Annotated in this window: 22 protein-coding genes; 5 read left to right on the forward strand and 17 right to left on the reverse strand. The window is 65.3% G+C overall.

Translation table 11 applies throughout. From position 1 onward, the window contains the following. The first annotated feature begins 8 nt into the window (after positions 1-8). Genes PMI15_RS07150 through rsgA form a run of 3 tightly spaced genes read left to right on the forward strand, consistent with a single transcriptional unit; the run spans position 9 to position 2595 of the window. Entirely contained in the window at positions 9-1298 is a 1290-nt protein-coding gene (locus PMI15_RS07150) for a M48 family metallopeptidase (RefSeq protein ID WP_007865850.1), read from the forward strand. Further along, on the forward strand, positions 1295-1615 hold the full coding sequence (locus PMI15_RS07155) for a 4a-hydroxytetrahydrobiopterin dehydratase (RefSeq protein ID WP_007865853.1): 321 nt from the start codon (positions 1295-1297) through the stop codon (positions 1613-1615). Before PMI15_RS07150 ends, PMI15_RS07155 begins: the two co-directional genes overlap by 4 nt. Then, on the forward strand, positions 1612-2595 hold the full coding sequence (gene rsgA, locus PMI15_RS07160; protein ID WP_036837890.1) for a ribosome small subunit-dependent GTPase A: 984 nt from the start codon (positions 1612-1614) through the stop codon (positions 2593-2595). Before PMI15_RS07155 ends, rsgA begins: the two co-directional genes overlap by 4 nt. 33 nt (positions 2596-2628) lie before the next feature. Here rsgA and PMI15_RS07165 read toward each other — a convergent pair whose 3' ends face one another. From PMI15_RS07165 to rpsP, 6 genes are all read right to left on the reverse strand, one after another. Then, positions 2629-3657, reverse strand: coding sequence for a CobD/CbiB family protein (locus PMI15_RS07165; RefSeq protein ID WP_007865858.1), 1029 nt, complete (start codon positions 3655-3657; stop codon positions 2629-2631). Positions 3658-3880: 223 nt separating this feature from the next. After that, entirely contained in the window at positions 3881-4588 is a 708-nt protein-coding gene (locus PMI15_RS07170; RefSeq protein WP_007865862.1) for a CoA pyrophosphatase, read from the reverse strand. Between the two features lie 127 nt (positions 4589-4715). Next, complete coding sequence (gene rplS / locus PMI15_RS07175) at positions 4716-5072, reverse strand: 50S ribosomal protein L19 (RefSeq protein ID WP_007865865.1); 357 nt, start codon at positions 5070-5072, stop codon at positions 4716-4718. 143 nt (positions 5073-5215) lie between these two features. Next, complete coding sequence (gene trmD, locus PMI15_RS07180) at positions 5216-5995, reverse strand: tRNA (guanosine(37)-N1)-methyltransferase TrmD (protein ID WP_007865869.1); 780 nt, start codon at positions 5993-5995, stop codon at positions 5216-5218. Positions 5996-6079: 84 nt separating this feature from the next. Next, positions 6080-6688, reverse strand: a complete 609-nt coding sequence (rimM, locus tag PMI15_RS07185; protein WP_007865870.1) for a ribosome maturation factor RimM — start codon at positions 6686-6688, stop codon at positions 6080-6082. A gap of 27 nt (positions 6689-6715) precedes the next feature. After that, on the reverse strand, positions 6716-6967 hold the full coding sequence (gene rpsP, locus PMI15_RS07190; RefSeq protein ID WP_007865872.1) for a 30S ribosomal protein S16: 252 nt from the start codon (positions 6965-6967) through the stop codon (positions 6716-6718). 197 nt (positions 6968-7164) lie between these two features. Here rpsP and PMI15_RS07195 point away from each other — a divergent pair, with 197 nt between their 5' ends. Continuing rightward, entirely contained in the window at positions 7165-7701 is a 537-nt protein-coding gene (locus PMI15_RS07195; RefSeq protein ID WP_007865875.1) for a GNAT family N-acetyltransferase, read from the forward strand. A 7-nt stretch (positions 7702-7708) separates the two neighbouring features. Continuing rightward, entirely contained in the window at positions 7709-8185 is a 477-nt protein-coding gene (locus PMI15_RS07200; protein ID WP_007865878.1) for a hypothetical protein, read from the forward strand. On the opposite strand, the gene PMI15_RS07205 is transcribed toward PMI15_RS07200, so the two are convergent. The 11 genes from PMI15_RS07205 to PMI15_RS07255 all read right to left on the reverse strand — a co-directional run bounded on the left by PMI15_RS07205 (position 8186) and on the right by PMI15_RS07255 (position 17313). After that, positions 8186-9223: an inorganic phosphate transporter gene (locus tag PMI15_RS07205; RefSeq protein ID WP_007865881.1), complete on the reverse strand. Its 1038-nt coding sequence runs from the start codon at positions 9221-9223 to the stop codon at positions 8186-8188. A gap of 17 nt (positions 9224-9240) precedes the next feature. Continuing rightward, entirely contained in the window at positions 9241-9888 is a 648-nt protein-coding gene (locus tag PMI15_RS07210) for a DUF47 domain-containing protein (protein ID WP_007865883.1), read from the reverse strand. A 171-nt stretch (positions 9889-10059) separates the two neighbouring features. After that, positions 10060-10422 (reverse strand): DMT family protein, encoded by a 363-nt coding sequence (locus PMI15_RS07215; protein WP_007865885.1) that lies wholly within the window; start codon positions 10420-10422, stop codon positions 10060-10062. Between the two features lie 21 nt (positions 10423-10443). Further along, the gene (locus PMI15_RS07220) at positions 10444-11406 is read right to left on the reverse strand and encodes an AEC family transporter (protein WP_007865888.1); all 963 of its coding nucleotides are present in this window, start codon (positions 11404-11406) and stop codon (positions 10444-10446) included. Positions 11407-11455: 49 nt separating this feature from the next. Then, entirely contained in the window at positions 11456-13552 is a 2097-nt protein-coding gene (locus tag PMI15_RS07225) for a TonB-dependent receptor (protein WP_007865890.1), read from the reverse strand. Between the two features lie 81 nt (positions 13553-13633). Beyond that, on the reverse strand, positions 13634-14059 hold the full coding sequence (locus PMI15_RS07230) for a hypothetical protein (RefSeq protein WP_007865897.1): 426 nt from the start codon (positions 14057-14059) through the stop codon (positions 13634-13636). Further along, positions 14040-14606: a DUF3299 domain-containing protein gene (locus tag PMI15_RS07235; RefSeq protein WP_007865900.1), complete on the reverse strand. Its 567-nt coding sequence runs from the start codon at positions 14604-14606 to the stop codon at positions 14040-14042. The genes PMI15_RS07230 and PMI15_RS07235 overlap by 20 nt, the downstream gene beginning before the upstream one ends. Positions 14607-14658: 52 nt before the next feature. After that, a complete protein-coding gene (locus PMI15_RS07240) occupies positions 14659-14952 on the reverse strand; it encodes a hypothetical protein (RefSeq protein WP_007865909.1) in 294 nt (97 codons plus the stop codon). Positions 14953-14957: 5 nt separating this feature from the next. Further along, positions 14958-16160, reverse strand: coding sequence for an ABC transporter permease (locus tag PMI15_RS07245; protein WP_007865911.1), 1203 nt, complete (start codon positions 16158-16160; stop codon positions 14958-14960). Then, on the reverse strand, positions 16157-16813 hold the full coding sequence (locus tag PMI15_RS07250; protein WP_007865914.1) for an ABC transporter ATP-binding protein: 657 nt from the start codon (positions 16811-16813) through the stop codon (positions 16157-16159). The genes PMI15_RS07245 and PMI15_RS07250 overlap by 4 nt, the downstream gene beginning before the upstream one ends. Beyond that, positions 16810-17313, reverse strand: a complete 504-nt coding sequence (locus PMI15_RS07255; RefSeq protein ID WP_007865918.1) for a Fur family transcriptional regulator — start codon at positions 17311-17313, stop codon at positions 16810-16812. Before PMI15_RS07255 ends, PMI15_RS07250 begins: the two co-directional genes overlap by 4 nt. Between the last annotated feature and the right edge of the window lie 24 nt (positions 17314-17337).

Here is a 17337-nt window from a genome sequence, read left to right on the forward strand (position 1 = left end):
TGCCCGCTATGACCGACTATTCGCTTCTTTTCACCGGGGTGTTCTCGGCTTTGCTGGTGCTGGGCCTTCTCACGAAGTTCTACCTGGCTTCGCGGCAGATCCGCCATGTGGCGCGCCACCGCGATGCCGTGCCCGCGGCCTTTGCCGGCACCATCTCGCTCGAAGCCCACCAGAAAGCGGCCGACTACACCATCACCAAGGCGCGCTTCGGCTTGCTGGAGACGGCTTTCGCCTCGGCCATACTGTTGGGTTGGACCCTGTTGGGCGGCATAGACGCGCTGAACCAGGCGCTGGCCGGCTCCAGCCTCGCCGCCTGGGGCACCCTGGCGCCGCAACTGGCCCTGCTAGCCGGCTTCGGCCTCATCAGCGGCGCGCTGGACCTGCCCTTCACGCTGTACAGCACCTTCCGCATCGAAGAACGTTTCGGCTTCAACAAGATGACTTTCAAGCTCTGGCTGGCCGACCTGGTGAAATCCACGCTGGTGGGCCTGGTCATAGGCTTGCCTATCGTGGCGCTGATCCTGTGGCTGATGGGCAGCGCGGGGCGCCTCTGGTGGCTATGGGCCTGGGGCGCCTGGATGGGTTTTAACCTGCTGGTGCTGGTGCTCTATCCCACCGTGATCGCGCCGCTGTTCAACAAGTTCCAGCCGCTGGAAGACGAAACACTGAAGGCGCGCGTGACGGCCCTGATGCAGCGCTGCGGCTTCGCGGCCAAGGGCCTGTTCGTCATGGACGGCAGCAAGCGCTCGGCCCATGCCAACGCCTACTTCACGGGTTTCGGCGCGGCCAAACGCGTGGTGTTTTACGACACCCTGCTCAAGCAGCTGAGTCCCGGCGAGGTCGACGCCGTGCTGGCGCATGAGCTGGGCCATTTCAAGCACAAGCACATCATCAAGCGCATCGTCTCGATGTTCGCCATGAGCCTGGCCGGCTTCGCGCTGCTCGGCTGGCTGTCGTCGCAGGTGTGGTTCTATACCGGCCTGGGAGTACGTCCCAACCTGAATGGTGCCAACGACGCGCTGGCCCTGCTGCTGTTCCTGCTGGTGGTGCCGCTTTTCAGTTTTTTCATCTCGCCGGTGTTCGCGCAGTTCTCGCGCAAGCACGAGTTCGAGGCCGACGCCTATGCCGTGGCCCAGACCGACGGCAGGGACTTGCAGAGCGCGCTGCTCAAGCTCTACAAGGACAACGCCAGCACGCTGACACCCGACCCGGTGTTCGTGAAATTTTACTATTCGCACCCTCCCGCCTCCGAGCGGCTGGGCCGCATGGCCCCTTCCCTTGAAAGTGCCGCGACATGAGCAACCCCATCCACCAGAACCGGCGAGCCCTGAGCGCCACCGAAATCGTCACGCAGTTGAGCAAACTCAACGGTGAGCAGGCCCTGGGCTGGCGCCTGATCGACGGCTCGCTGGAAAAAACCTACAGCTTCAAGAACTACTACGAGACCATTGCCTTCGTGAACGCGCTGGCCTTCATCGCCAACGCCGAGGATCACCATCCCGACCTCGCGGTGAGCTACGGCAAATGCACGGTGCGCTTCAATACACACGATGTGAACGGCATCTCCGTCAGCGACTTCTTCTGCGCGTCCAAGGCAGACGCCCTGCTCGCTTGAGCAAACCCCGGCGTCCCGCCGCGGCCCCCATGGCGGGAACGCAGCCGGGGCTGGTGGTGGCCGGTTTCGGCCGCCATGTGCTGGTGGAAACCGAAACCGGCGAGCGCCTGATCTGCCACCCGCGCGGCAAAAAAAGCCAGGCCGTGGTCGGCGACCGCATCCGCTGGCTGGCTTCGGAGGACGAGGGCACCATCGAAAAAATCGAGGAGCGCCGCAACCTGTTTTACCGGCAGGACGAGATGCGCACCAAGTCCTTCGCGGCCAATCTGGACCAGGTGCTGATCCTGATCGCCGCCGAGCCTGAGTTTTCGGAAAGCCAGCTGACCCGCGCGCTGATCGCCGCCGAAGCCGAAGGCATCACCCCTGTCATCGCACTGAACAAAAGCGACCTGGGCGAGCCCTTCACCCGCGCCTGGGCGAAGCTGGCGCCCTATCGCACCATGGGCTACCGCATGCTCTCGCTGGCGATCAAGCCCAAGGTCGAAGCATCAAGGCCGGCGCATACCCAGGCCGCGGAATTGCATGAACTGGTCGAGCTGCTGCGCGGAAAAAAAACCCTGGTGCTGGGCCCCTCGGGCGCCGGCAAAAGCAGCCTGACCAACCTGCTGGTGCCCGATGCGCGCGTGCTGACGGCGGAGATCTCGCAGGCGCTGAATTCGGGCAAGCACACGACCACCAGCACCACGCTGTACTGGGTGGATACCGGGGACGGCAACACGCGCGCCACGGCCCTGATCGACTCGCCGGGTTTCCAGGAATTCGGCCTGCACCACATCGAGCCCATGCGCCTGGCCGGCTATATGCCGGACCTCAGGCTCCATGCGCAGGATTGCAAGTTTTACAACTGCACCCACCTGCATGAGCCGGGCTGCGGCGTGATTGCCGAGGTAAATGCAAGCGGCCACCCCAGCAGCATCAGCGCCAACCGCTACCGGCTGTACAGCGAGCTGTTCGCGGAGCTTTCGCAGAGCCGTTATTGACACCCCCGGCGGCCTGACGGGCCGCCGCGCCGCTCAACCGAGCAGTCGGGCCAGGGTCAACAAGGCCAGCAGCACCATCCAGAGCACCACGGAGCGCCACACCAGCCCCACGATGCTGCGCAGGTGCGCGATCTCGGGCTCCCGGCCCGGCGTGGTCTCGGTGGCGATGTTGTCTTCCGAGTCCAGCCCGCCGGCCTGGAAACCCTGGGAGGTGTTCGGCGAAAACGCGGCCTTGAGCGCCTCGCCGCCCAGGCGCACGTTCACGGCGCCGGAGGTGGCGGCCAGGATGATGCCGTCGTTGCGGTTCTCGGCAGCGGCCGGCGCATTGGCCGCAAAGCGCTGCGTGTAGTTGCGCCAGGCGTCGATGGCATCCTCAAAACTGCCAACCACCGCAAAACCCAGCGAAGTGACGCGCGCCGGCACATAGTCGATCACGCCCCAGGCGCGGCTGGCGGCCAGTTGCAGCGCCATGCTGGCGCCCTCGCCGGCCGCGGCGGCGGTTTTGCGCTTGTAGGCCCAATAGCGCGAGACGAATTCGCTCATGCGGTAGAGCACCGCGCCCGCGGGGCCCAGGCCCAGCGCGGCCAGCACTGAAAACCAGGCCAGCACGCCGAACACATGGCGGTGGGCGGCCAGCACCGAATACTCGATGACGTGGCGCACGATTTCGCTGCGCGGCAGTTCGCTGGCGTCCACCTGGCGCCACTGCGCGAGCAGCTCGCGCGCCGTGGCTTCATCGCCGTCGTCGAGCGCATCGCGTATGTCGGTGAAGTAGTGGCTGAACTGGCGAAAACCCAGCGTGACGTAAAGAATCGCCACGCTCCAGGCGAAGGCCAGCACGACGTTGATGTTCCAGAGCAGCCAGTGGATCAGCATGGTGACCAGCGCCGGCACGATGACGGCGACCGTCCAGGCGATCCAGCCGTGCTGGGGTTTGCCGGCGTCCAGGCTGCGGTTGGTCCAGCGCGCCCATCCGCGAAAGCCTGCATGAACCCAGTTGCCGCGGGCCAGCGGCCGGGCCTGTTCGATGATGAGTGCAAACAAAACGGCGAGAAAGCTCATGCAAGGATGATACTGCCCCCACGGTCGCGCACTGCGTGTCGCTCCCTGCCCCCCGAGGGGGCCGCCCGCCTGTAGCCCGGCAAAGCCGGTTCCACGGCTCATGCTGGCCTGGAGATTTCAGGGACACTACCAGCGGGGGCCGCGGGACTGGCTTTGCCAGACCGCAGGCGCCGCCCCCCTCGAGGGGGGAACAAGCTACACGCAGTGAGCTTGGACAGGGGTGTTACGCAACCAAGAAACGGTAGAGGTTGCGCAGCATGCCGGCGGTGGCGCCCCAGATGTAGCGTTCGCGGGCTTCGCCGCTGTCTGCTTCGATCGAAGGATCGGAATACGGCATGGACAGCCACTGCCGGAGAACGCCGTCGAACTCGGCCTCGTGGCGGCGGTGGTGGGCGGGATTCATCAGGTAACCCAACGGCACCTCAAACACGTCGGCGACCTCGCCGGGGTTGGGTTGCAGCGTGAAGCCGGGTTTCACCAGCGCCACCACCGGCGTGATGATGAAGGCCGTTCCCGTCACGTAGGTGGGCAAGGTGCCCAGCACCTCCACATGGTCGCGCGGCAGGCCGATTTCCTCGTGGGCTTCGCGCATGGCGGTGTCCGCCGCATCGCGGTCGGTGTCGTCGGTGCGGCCGCCCGGCAAGGCCACCTGGCCGGAATGCGTGGAGAGGTTGGCGGTGCGCTCGGTCAGCAGCAAGGTCACTTCATCGCGCATGACCAGGGGCACCAGCACGGCCGCCAGCGCCGGCGTGCGGTCGGTGAATTTTTTCTCGACGCTGTGCTCGGGCGTCCAGACCGGCGGATGCCGGAAACGCTCGCGCAGGGCCTGCGGCGACAGCCGCTCCAGCGGCACGCCCGCCAGGTGGTCGTCAATGCCCAGCACAGGGATGCTGCGCGGGTCAAACTTGGGCAGCGGCTTGAAGGAGTTCATGGAGTGCGTTGACGTGGGCGATGGGTTGCTGGCTTGAGGCCCGGGCATAAAAAAAGCCGCTCGGTGAGCGGCTTTTCCAAAGGGGCTGTTGGGGCTGCCCTGGGTCCGGCCAAGCCGGACCGGAAGATCAGGCGCCCAGCTTTTCCTTGATACGTGCGGATTTGCCGCTGCGGCTGCGCAGGTAGTACAGCTTGGCGCGACGCACATCACCGCGGCGCTTGACTTCAATCTTGGCGATCAGTGGGCTGTACACCTGGAAGGTGCGCTCAACGCCTTCGCCATTGGAGATCTTGCGGACGATGAAGCTGGAGTTGAGGCCGCGATTGCGCTTGGCAATCACCACGCCTTCAAAAGCCTGCACACGCTTGCGGGTGCCTTCAACCACGTTCACGCTGACAATGACGGTGTCGCCAGGTGCGTAAGCGGGAATGGTTTTGTTGAGGCGGGAAATTTCTTCCTGCTCGAGGGTCTGGATCAGATTCATGATTTTTCCATCTAACTTTTTCGTTCATGCACGCGCTACGCTAAAGACCGCAAATCCATGGATTCATCCGCAGATGATTCAGATGGTCGCAGTGGCCGCCAGAGGATCGAAAAGCCTTTGATTATAGCAAGCCAGGGCTTTTCTCAGGCATCCTTGTCGGGGTTTTCAAGCAGATCGGCCAGAAAAGCCTCGTCGCTTTCGCTCAAATGGCCACTCGCGCGCGCTTTTTGCACCAATTCGGGGCGCTCGTGCTGCGTCAAAGCCAGCCGCCGCTCACGCCGCCAGCGCTCGATATGGGCGTGGTTTCCCGACATCAGGGTGGCCGGCACGGGCTGGCCGCGCCAATTTTCGGGCCGCGTGTAGTGCGGGCAGTCGAGCAGCCCGTCGAGCGCCGGATTGAAGCTGTCGAGCTGGTGGCTGCCCTCGTCGTTGAGCACGCCGGGCTGCAGGCGGGCCACCGCGTCCAGCAAGGCCATGGCGGCGATTTCCCCGCCCGACAGCACAAAGTCGCCCAGGCTGATCTGCAGGTCCACATGCGTCTGGATAAAGCGCTGGTCCAGCCCCTCGTAGCGGCCGCACACCAGCACGGCACCGGTGCTGGCCGACCAGCTTTCGACGCCGGCATGGTCAAGCACCTTGCCCACGGGGGAAAACAGCACCGTTGGCACTTTGGGCGCGCCGGCGGCGGCGCGATCAGTGTGTATGGCTTCGAGGCACAAGGCAAGCGGCTCGGCCATCATCACCATGCCCGGGCCGCCGCCAAAAGGCCGGTCGTCCACCCGGCGGTAATTGCCATCGGCAAAATCGCGGGGATTCCAGAGCTTGACCTGCACCAGGCCCGATTCATAGGCACGGCGGGTGACGCCGCTGGCCAGGAAAGGCGCGAAAAGTTCAGGAAACAGGGTGATGAGGTCAAAGCGCATGGATAGGCTATTTTGCGCGAGCCGTGCGCCGAGGGGAAATGGACCCGGAAAGGCCCCGCAAGAGACCTCGGTTAGCGGCGGGCCTCAGTAGTCGGGCTGCCAGTCCACGGTGATGCATTTGCCGGCGATGTCCACGGTGTCGACATAGACCGAGACAAAGGGAATCATGCGTTCGGCGGTGGCGCTGCCGCCGTCTTCCTGCTGGGCGGTGTATTCCACGCACAGCACGGAATGCGGGCCGGTGGCCATCAGGTCGCGCACCAGGCCCAGGTCAACGCCTTCGCGATTGACCACTTTCAGGCCGATCAAATCGACCCAGTAGTACTCGTCCTTGGAGGCGGCGGGAAAGCTGCTGCGCGGCAAAAAGATGCGGGCGCCGCGCAAGGCCTCGGCGGCATTGCGGTCGTCCAGGCCGGCGAACTTGGCGACGACGGAATCGGAGTGGACCTTGGCTTCGTCTACGCCGAGCGTGACGGTGCCGGAAAACACGGTGAAACCCGGTCGGAATTTGGCGTCGGGCGCCTGCAAAAACCAGGATTTGGCCGCGAAAAGCGCTTCCGGATCGGAGCTGTGCGGCAGGATTTTCACCCAGCCCTTGACGCCCCAGGCATCCAGGATGCGCCCGACTTCAACAGCGTCGTCCGGAAGGCTTGAGGGTGTCAAGCCCGCGGACGGCGAGAGGCCGGGCTGCATCGAAACTTGGATTAAAAGCTTCGGAGATCAGGCGGCCTTGGCGGCGCCTTGCTTGACCAGGCGTAGCACGGTCGGAGACGGCTGTGCGCCCACGCCGATCCAGTGGGTCAGGCGGTCTTGCGCGATGCGCAGGCCTTCTTCGCCACCGGTGGCGATCGGGTTGTAAAAACCGATGCGCTCGATGAAACGGCCGTCGCGGCGGACGCGCTTGTCAGCCACAACAATATTGAAAAAAGGACGGTGCTTGGAACCGCCGCGTGCAAGTCGAATAACGACCATGATTTATCCTTCGGGTGGTGGGGCTTACCGGTAAAGTAGTTACCCCAATGTTCTGCAGCGCTTGAGACACACGACATGGCCACCCGGCCAGCGAATTGCTGCAAAGCCTGAGATTATAGCCTGCCGGAGGGTTTTACCGGAAATTTGCCCTTCTTCCTGCCCTTTCGCTGCTTCCAACCGCCCCGCGCCCCTTCCCCATGCCCCTCATACGCCCCAGCCGCGACCAGGACATTCCCGCCATCACCGCCATTTACGGCCACCACGTGCTGCACGGCACGGGCACCTTTGAAACCGAGCCGCCCGGCGCGGCCGACATGGCGGCCCGCCGGGCCGACGTGCTGTCCAAGGGCCTGCCCTACCTGGTCGCCGAGCAGGACGGGGAAATCGCCGGTTTTGCCTACGGCAACTGGTTCAAGCCGCGCCCGGCCTACCGTTTTTCGGTGGAGGATTCGATCTACCTGGCACCCGGGCAGCATCGCAAAGGCCTGGGCCGCGCCCTGCTGGCCGAACTGCTGGCGCGGTTTGAAGCCGTGGGCATTCGCAAGGCCATGGCGGTGATAGGCGACTCGGCCAACGCCGGCTCGGTGGGCGTGCATCGCGCGCTCGGCTTTACCGAGGTCGGCACCGTCCGTTCCTGCGGCTGGAAATTCGGCGCCTGGCGCGACATCGTCATCATGGAAAAAGTCCTGGGCGCGGGCGACACCCAGCCGCCGCCCGAGCCGCCCGCCGCATAATCGCCGCATGCAAACCGCCACAGCGTCCTCCCCCAAAGCCCCGAAAAACAAAACCCTCGCCGCCTGGCTGGCCTTCATAGGCGGCCAGCTCGGCATCCACCGCCTTTACCTGTTCGGCCTGGGCGACGTCTGGGCCTGGCTGCATCCCATCGTCGCGGCGCTGGGCTGGTGGGGCGTGGAGCGTGTGCGGCAGTACGGCCAGGACGACCACCTGGCCTGGGTGCTGATCCCCCTGCTGGGTTTCACCCTGGCCGGCACGGCGCTGACCGCGATTTATTACGGCCTGATGCCGACGGAAAAATGGAATGCACTGCACAACGCCGGCACGCCCGCCACCCAGGCCGGCAACACCAACTGGCTGACCATAGGCGCGGTGGTGTTTGCACTGCTGTTCGGCACCATCTCACTGATGTCCAGCATCGTCTTCAGCTTTCAGCGCTACTTCGAATACCAGGTTGAAGAAGCGAAGAAGATATCTCAGTGATCAGAACACCTGTAGGCTGACCCAATACGCGATTGCGGCCACGAACGCTGAAGCCGGGATCGTGAAAATCCAGGCCCAGACGATGTTGCCGGCCACGCCCCAGCGCACGGCCGAGGCGCGCTGGGTGGAGCCCACGCCCACGATGGCACCGGTGATGGTGTGCGTGGTGGAAACCGGAATGCCCAGCGCCGTTGCCAGGAACAAGGTCAGCGCGCCGCCGGTTTCGGCGCAAAAGCCGCCCACGGGCTTGAGCTTGGTGATCTTCTGGCCCATGGTTTTCACGATGCGCCAGCCGCCGAACATGGTGCCGAAGCCGATGGCGATGTAGCAGACGATCACCACCCAGACCGGCAGGTGCTCGGTGGTCGCCATCATCCAGACCGGCAGGCCCTGCACATTGCTGGTGGTCGCGGCGATCAGCAGCAGCCAGATGATGCCGGCCGTTTTCTGCGCGTCATTGCCGCCATGGCCCAGGCTGTAGGCACCCGCGGACACCAGTTGCAGCCGGCGGAACCAGCGGTCGGTGCGCGACGGCGTGGCGCGGCGGAAAATCCAGGCCACCGCCACCATCATCAGCGAGCCCAGCAAAAAGCCCAGAAGGGGCGACACAAAAATAAAAGCCACCACCTTGAACACGCCCGAGGCGATCAGCGCGCTGGCGCCGGCCTTGGCGATCACGGCCCCGACGATGCCGCCAATCAGCGCGTGCGAGGAGCTGCTGGGAATGCCGTAGAACCAGGTGACGATGTTCCAGGTGATCGCGCCCGTCAGCGCGCCGAACACCACATGGGTGTCGACCACCCCGGGCGCCACGATGCCCTTGCCTATGGTCGCCGCCACGCTCAGGTGGAAGATGAAATACGCGAGGAAGTTGAAGAAGGCGGCGAACAGCACCGCCTGCCCCGGCTTGAGCACGCCCGTCGACACCACCGTGGCGATGGAATTGGCCGCGTCATGAAAGCCGTTCATGAAGTCGAAGGCGATGGCCAGGAAGACCAGCAGGAACACCACCCACAGGGCGGCCTGTACGGTTTGCATGATTCAGGCGCCCGCGATCAGGAGTTCTCGAGGACGATGCCCTCGATCAGGTTGGCCACATCCTCGCACTTGTCGGTGATGGTTTCGAGCAGTTCATACACCGCCTTGAGCTTGATGACCTCGCGCACGTCGGGTTCCTCGCGGAACAGCCGGCTCATGGCCGAGCGCATCACGCGGTCGGCGTCGGATTCGAGCTTGTCGATTTCCTCGCAGGTCTTGAGCGCGGCTTCGGCCGTTGCGGCGTCGCTGACTTTTTCGATCAGCGCCACGGCGTCCTGCAGGCGTTCGCAGCATTTGACGCTGAGGTCGGTCAGCCGCACGATGTCTTCCGTCATGTGGCGCACGTCGTACAGCGCCATGGTTTCGGCCGAGTCCTGGATCAGGTCGGCGACGTCGTCCATGGTATTGATGAGCTTGTGGATCTGCTCGCGGTCTATCGGCGTGATGAAGGTCCTGTGCAGCGCGCGGTTGACTTCATGCGTGATGCGGTCGGCGGCGCGCTCGGCATGGTCGACCTCACGGTTGAAGGCTTCGCGCTTTTCCACGTCGCTGTAGTTGGCGACCAGCTTGGAAAAAGCATGCGCCGCCTCCACGATGCGTTCGGCATGCTGGTTGAACATCTCGAAAAAATTGCCTTCGCGCGGCAGCAATTTGCCAAACAGCATGTGGTTTCCTCAGGAGTAAGTCAAAAATATGACGAAAGTGTAACGCCCCCACGTTCGTTCACTGCGTGTAGCCTGCGGCGTCTCCCTGCCCCTGTCATCACGAGAGGGGCGCTGCGCCTGCGGCCCGGCAAAGCCGGTTCCGCGGCCCTGCTGGGTTAAAGAGAGGCTGAATCAGGCGCTGCGGAAGATAAAGTAAACCGCCCCCACCATGCACAGCGCCGCCCACAGGTAATCGAGCTTGAGCGGCTCGTTCAGGTAGAACACGGCGAAGGGCACGAACACGCTGAGCGTGATGACCTCCTGCATGATCTTGAGCTGGCCCACGCTGAACTGGGTGAAGCCTATGCGGTTGCCGGGCACCTGCAGCAGGTATTCAAACAGCGCGATGCCCCAGCTGACCAGGGCCGCGATGTACCAGGGCGAAGTCGCGAGGTTCTTCAGGTGGCCGTACCAGGCGAAGGTCATGAAGATGTTGGACAGCAGCAGCAGGCCTATGGTCTGCGCCGACACGGGCAATGACTGGAGGAATTGCATCAGGGGACTCCGGGACAGGTGTCAGCCGAAATGGCCGACCAGAATCAGCACCAAAGTCAGCGTGACCAGGGCCAGCGCGGTGGACACCACCACGCTGGCGGTGATCAGCTCTTCGGCGACCTTGTAGCGCTGGGAAAACAAAAACACATTGGCGCCTATCGGCAGGGCCGAGGCCACCACCATCACCGCCATGGGCACGCCGCCCACGCCCAGCAGCCGGCACAGGCCGAACACCAGCAGCGGGTGCAGCAGGTTCTTCACCCCGGCCAGTGCCAGCGCCTGGCGCCAGTGCTCGCCCACGCGTGTGTTGGCCAGGGTCACGCCGACCAGCACCAGCGCCAGCGGGCCGAAGGCGCTGGCCATGAGTTCCAGCGGCTTGTCGACGACGGCGGGAATCGTGAAACCGGTCTGCGCGAACAGCAGGCCGGCGATGATGGGCAGCGGCACCGGGTGCAGCAGCGCGTTTTTCACGGCCATCATCACGGTGGCCACCGGGTGCCGCGGTGCGCTGGTCACCTCGTCCGTGGCGCCCATTTTCTGTTCATGGGCCACCGCGAGTTCCAGCACCACCGTGGCGCTGGTCAGCAGCACCAGCGAGTGCACGGACACCAGCGTGAACAGCGTTACCAGCCCCTGGGGCCCGTACATCAGGCCTATCAGCGCGATACCTATCATCACGGTGTTGGAGAAGGTGTTGGCCAGCGCCAGCACGGCCGCGCGGCGGTTAAAGCCCTGCACCAGCAGGGTGCCGCCGAAGAGCACGATGACGGCCAGGAAATAGGCCAGCACCGGCTTGAAATCAAGCTGCTCGACGCGCACCCGGCTCATGGTGCGAAACAGCAGCGCCGGCGTAAGCAGCAGAAAGATCAGGTTGGACAGGTCCTTGATGGCATCGGCCCTGATCCACTGCGCCCGGCCGGCAAGAAAACCCGCGGCAATCAACAGCACAACCGGGAACAGGGACTCAAAGACTAGCTGGTTCATTGGCGCAATCTTAGCTTGCCGTCCCCGGCCCCCTGCTCCCGGCAGGTGCTTAAAAAGCCAGCTGCATGCCCACCTTCAGGCTGCGTCCCGGCAGCGGCGCCTTCGGGAATGCCGTGGTGGTCAGCACCGAGGCCGCGCTGTAGGCCAGCTGGTTGGTCAGGTTGTCGACCTTGGCGTACCAGAGGATGTTGCTGGCGCCGGCCTTCATGCGGTAGGTGGCGGCCAGGTTCCACAGCGTATAGGCAGGGGTCGCGCGCTGGCCGGCAGCCACGCGGTTTTGCGCCATGGAATGGTCAAAGCCTATGCTGCTGCCCCAGGGCCCGCTGGCCCAGACCAGGCTGGCACCCACACGCGCCGGCGCGATGCGCGGCAGCGGCTGGCCGTTGCTGAGGTTGGTGGCGCGCACCACATCACCGCGCAGGGCCAGGTCGACGCTGGACGCGCCCTCGAGCAGGCGGATGTTGCCGCTGGCTTCCAGGCCCACAAAACGCGCGCGCACGCCGGTGTAGGCGAACTCCGGCAGCAGCGGGTTGTCCGGGTTGTTGTCGTCCACACCGTCGCCGTCCAGGTCGGCCGGGTTCAGCGCGCCGTCTTCCTGCCCGTATTGGTTGCCTGTGGCCAGCAGGCCTATGTAGTTCTTGAAGCGGTGCACATAGGCATTGGCGCTGAAGCTGTTGGCGCCCGACTTCCAGCTGGCGCCCAGGTCCAGGCTGGTGGACTTTTCCTTGCCCAGCGTGGGGTCGCCGGTTTCCCAGGCCCTGGTCGCCACGTGCGGGCCCTGGGCGAAGAGTTCGTAGTCCTTGGGCGCGCGTTCGGTATACGCCAGGTTGCTGGTGAGCTGCCAGCCCGGCGCCGCATTCCACAAGGCGCCCAGTGCATAGCTGTGCGGGGTGAAGTCACGCGTCAAAGGCACAAAGCGCGCCACCAGCGGGTTGCCCAGCGACTCCACCTTGACCGACTCCAGCCGCCCGCCAAAACTCAGCTTGCCCCAGCTCGTTGCGTATTCCTCATACGCGAACACGGCGTTCTGCGCGGTCTTGCTGTAGGGCGCAAAGGCCTCGGCGCCGTCGGCTGAAAAGCGGTTGTTCTCGGCCTGGAAGCCGACCAGGCCATCGAGGTTTCCGATGCGCGCATGGCGCGCCTCCAGCCGCACATCACTGCCCTTGTTCTTGAACACCGTGCCTGGGTTGGGGCCTTCGAACTCGGTGTGCTGGTAGTCGGTGTGGCTCAGCTGGCCCTTCACGCTCCGGATAAAACCGCCCAGGTCGCGCAGCTCGCCTTCCAGTGCCACGCGGTTCGACTTCATGTCAATCGTCACGTCATCCTCGGCCACCGTGCCGTAATTGCTGCGGTAGGTGCTGACCGACGCGCCCAGGTAGCCGTGGTCAAAAAACACCGAGCCGCCGGCCGCGCCGCCGTGCACCTTGCTGTCGGAGTTGCAAATGCGATGGGTGATGGTGTTCACGCCGCCCTTGCCGCAGGCCAGGTCGGTGGGGACTTTCACGTCGCCGGTCTCGCGGTTGAAGACGTCCACATGCAGGGCATAACGGTTGTTGCCGCCTTCGAGCAACACACCGCTGCTTTTTTCGCGATTGCCGCTGGCCAGGCCCAGGTCGACCTTGCCGCCCACGCCGCCTTTTTCATCGAACAGCGGTTCGCGTGGGATGCGGTTGTCGATCACGTTGACCACGCCGCCCACGGCGCTGCCGCCATAGAGCAAGGCGCCGGGGCCGCGCAGCACCTCGACACGTTCGATGCTGATCGGGTCGCTGGTGACGGCATGGTCGTAGCTCAGGCTGGACGCATCCAGCGTCGCGCCGCCGTTGCCCAGGATGCGGATGCGGTCGCCGTCCAGCCCGCGGATGATGGGCCGGCTCGCGTTGGGCCCGAAATAGGTGCTGCTCACGCCGGGCACGCCGTCCAGCGTTTCGCCCAGCGTGGTTTTGCTGCGCAGCAGCAGCCCGGTGCCCGAATACTGCGCGGCCGGTGCAATCAGGTCGGCCGTACCCAGCGGATTGCCGGTGACGGTGACTTCCTTGAGGCTGGGGGCGGCAGCTGGTGCGGGGGCGGTGGCTTGGGCGCTCGCCAGGCCGCAAGAAAGCGTTGCCGCAGCGCAAAGCGCCCGGTTGATAAAAGGTGGTTTCATGGTGACTCGCTGAATCAGGAAAACAAAAAGGCAAAGCTGCGCCCAGCCGGGCGGCCGGCGCGAAGCAACTGGAAGGGAATTTCAGCGAGGGAAAGGCGGGCCGCGGGCGTCAAACAGCGCCGCCCAGCGGGCGAGCGCTTCGCCGCGGGAGATGTCAAAAGCCAGGCTGGAAAGCACCAGCGGCAAACTCAGCATGGGGAACGCAGGCGCCGCCTGGCCGTGGCTGGCCTGGTCAAACAGCCGGCAGTCCGAATCGCCGTCATGCGAGGCAAACAGCGAAGCCAGCCAACCGCCTTCATTCTGTTCTTCAGCAGGCGCAAGAACGGAGTGTTCGTGGTGATCGCCGTCGTGATGCGCATGCGCATGTGAATGGGGATGCGCCTGCGGGCCGTGCACCACGCCGTGCATCAGCCCCAGCAGTTGCGCCAGCAAAAGCGCGGCGGCCAGCAGCCAGACCAGGGCCCCGGCGGAACTTGAGCCCCTGCGCTTATTTGACGCTGGTGGCATCCGTGATGCGGTAGTAAAGGCCGTAGGCGTCGTCGTTCAGGACCAGGAAACGCCCCTCCACCACCACCGGCTCCATGCTGTATTTCACCGGCGTCTTGGTCTTGACCTCGACCATGCTCTCGGGCCCGCCCGGCAGGCAGAAAGCGCAGGTCAGCGGCACCGAGGACAGCAGGAAATGTTTCTGTTTTTCGCCCGGGTCCAGCGGCATCATGAAACCCTGGATGCGCTGGGTTTTCTGGTTCAGCGCCATCTGGTCCAGGGTGAAGACCGGCAGGATGCGGTTTTTCTCGTTCTTGGTTTTCACCGCGGTCAGCACCGACCAGGGCACCACGTCGCCACGGGCCGCCAGCGGCGGAAACGGGCTGTTGGCGCCATGCACACCGGCGCCCTGGCCCGCCGGCAGGTCAAAACCCGGCGCAGCAGCGGCCGGCTTGGCGCCGCCCGCCACCGGCGAGGACAGGGTCTGTGCCTGCAGGCTTGCGGCCATGAGGGGCAAGCAGGCCAGCGCGAAGGCGCGGCCCAGGCAATGGCGAAGGATGGGGTTCATGCGGGACTCCTGCAGGTGTGGCACCGGTTCAGGCCTGGACGGTTCGCCGGGCTCAGTGAACGTGCTTCATGCCGCAGTATTTGCCGACGGCCAGCCCTTTGCAAGCGGCTTGCAGTTCTTTTTCGCAAACCTCGTCTTTTTTACCCGACTCCAGGCACTTGGCCGCACCTTCGTGGGCGGCGGCCATGGCGCGGTGGCGCTGGATGTCTTCCTTGGTTTCCTTGCTGTCCTTGTCGTTGTGCTGCGCGTAGGCCACCGAGAAGCTGGCGCTGAGCACCACCGCGGCGACGGCGGCCAGCACGGGCGACACGGAGAGGAAGGTCTTGAGGGAACGGACGCTGGTCATAAAAGTTACCTTGATTGGAGAAGTTCAAACACACTGACCCGGTAGGCCTCCCAGGCGGGCAGCAGCGCGGACGCCAGCGCCACCCCCAGGGCCAATACCGGCACGCTTACCAGTTCGACCGGCCATGACATCGCGCCGATCAACACGGATTTTTCGAGCTGCAGCGCCCAGCCCAGCAGCGCCGTCAGGCCTTGGCCCGCCAGCACGCCCAGCACCGTGGCCAGCAAGGCCAACCACAAGGCTTCGCACAGCAGCAGGCCGGCCACCTTGCCCGGCGGCGCGCCCAGCATGCGCAGCAGCGCCAGGTCGGTCCGGCGCTCGCGGACCGCGCCCCAGAGCGCGATGAACACACTCAGGCCGGCGGTGAGCAACAGCACGCCGGCCAGCGCGCGCAGCACGTCGGTGCCCACGCCCACCATGCTCAGCAGGCGCGTGATTTCCAGTGCCGGCGCGGCGGCCTGCATCTCGGTGCTGCTGTTGATGTAGCGCGGGAAGGTCACCGCCGCCAGCGGCGTTTTGTACTGGATCAGCGCGAGCGTGATTTCACGGTCTTCCTCCAGCACCTTGCGATCGTCGTCGTCCAGCGCGGTGTCGGTCTCATGCACCTGCCAGACCGATTCGGTGGCCGTCAGCACCAGGCGGTCCAGCACCGTGCGGCTGGGCGCCAGCACGCCGGACACCACATAGGGGCTGAGCTTGTGTTCCTCGCCCCCGCCGCCCAGGCCGTGCGTGCCGGTGAAGCTGTCGCCCACTTTCAGGCCGGTCTGCCGCGCCACCTGCGCGCCTATCACCGCCTGCATGGGCTTGGCCCACAGCGTGCCCTGCGCCAGCTGCGCCTCGTAGTGGCTGATGTAATCGGGCGTGGTGCCCACGATGCGAAAGCCGCGGAAGCTGTCGCCCAGGCTGATGGGGATGATCCTGGCGACCTGGGGATGTTTTTCGAGCGCCTTCACCGCCGCCAGCGGCACATTGCCGGTCGGCACGTCGAGGTGGAACACCCCCGAAAGAATCAGCTGCATGGGGCTGCCCTTGGCGCCCACCACCACGTCGATGCCGGCCAGGTCGCGGTCAAAAGCCTGGTTGATCTGGTGCCCGACCAGCAGCAGGAAAGTGATGGACGCCAGCCCCAGCGTCAGCAGCAGCAGATTGAGCGCCGCGGCCAGCGGACGCGACCACAGGTAACGCCAGGCGAATGCAATCGTCTTCATGGCTGGCGGCGTCCGAGCTGCAAGGCCTTGAGGCCTTTTTCGTCCTTGAAAAACGCCGCCACGCGGGCATCATGCGTGGCAATCACCAGTGTCGCGCCCTGCCGCCGCGCCGTGGCCCGCAGCAAGTCCAGCGAGGCCGCGGCAGCCTCGTCGTCCAGGCTGGCCGTGGGTTCGTCGGCCAGGATGACCCGAGGCTTGAGCAGCACCGCGCGCGCCAGCGCCACGCGCTGCGCCTGACCGCCCGACAGCTGTGCCGGCCTGCGCTGGGCCAGCGCCTCTACATCCAGCGCGGCCAGCGCCTCGGCAATGCGGGCCTCGTCGGCCGGCCGGCCCGCGGCCCACTGCGCCATGGCCAGGTTGCCATGCACCGTGAGCGCCGCGCTCAAATGCAGCTTTTGCGGCAGAAAGCCTATGGTGGCGGCCCGCCAGGCATCGCCGGCCACCTTGCCCAGCGCCTGCATGGCCTGGCCCGCCACCGTGATCTCGCCGTCAGCGGGCGCCAGCAAACCGGCGGCCAGCGCCAGCCAGGTCGACTTGCCCGAACCCGAGGCGCCGCGCAGCAGCAGCACACCGCCCTGCGCCACGTCCACGTCCTCGAAGCGCAGTTCGGGGCCGCCGGCGTAGCGGTAAACAAGCTCGCGCGTGCCGATCATGAAGAGGCCGCGCCCGGTGCGCTGCTCGCGCAGTCGGCGCACACGCCGCGCACCGCGAAGTCCATGCTCGTGCCCTGGTAGCCCAGGGCCTTGAGCGCTTCCAGCGCGGTCTGCGCGGCGCGCTCCAGGTCGCTGGCATTGGCTTTCAGCGCCCCGGAGAACGCCCCGTCCAGCGGGCTGTCGCGGTGGCAGCTCTGGCACTCAAAGTGCGGAATCGCATGCACGCTGCTGGGCATGGCCTGGTAACGGCGTACACGCTTGGCATCAACCCGGCACAGCAACAGCCCCACCTGCGTGAGCCGGTCTATCAGGCGGTACAAGGTGACGCGATCCAGAGCCTCCTCGGCATCGCCGGCCAGCGCCGCCTGCAGCTGCGCATGGGTGTAGCTGGTGTCGGGGTGCGCCAGCAGCCAGCCCAGCACCCGGCGCGCCGCCGCGGTGCGGCGCAGGCCGTGGGCGGAAAGCAGGGTGTCTATCGGGTCGGCTGGACGGTCGGTCATGGAGGAAGGCAAGCTGGACGCAGT

It is taken from the genome of Polaromonas sp. CF318 (assembly GCF_000282655.1).
In the GTDB taxonomy this organism is placed as follows: domain Bacteria; phylum Pseudomonadota; class Gammaproteobacteria; order Burkholderiales; family Burkholderiaceae_C; genus Polaromonas.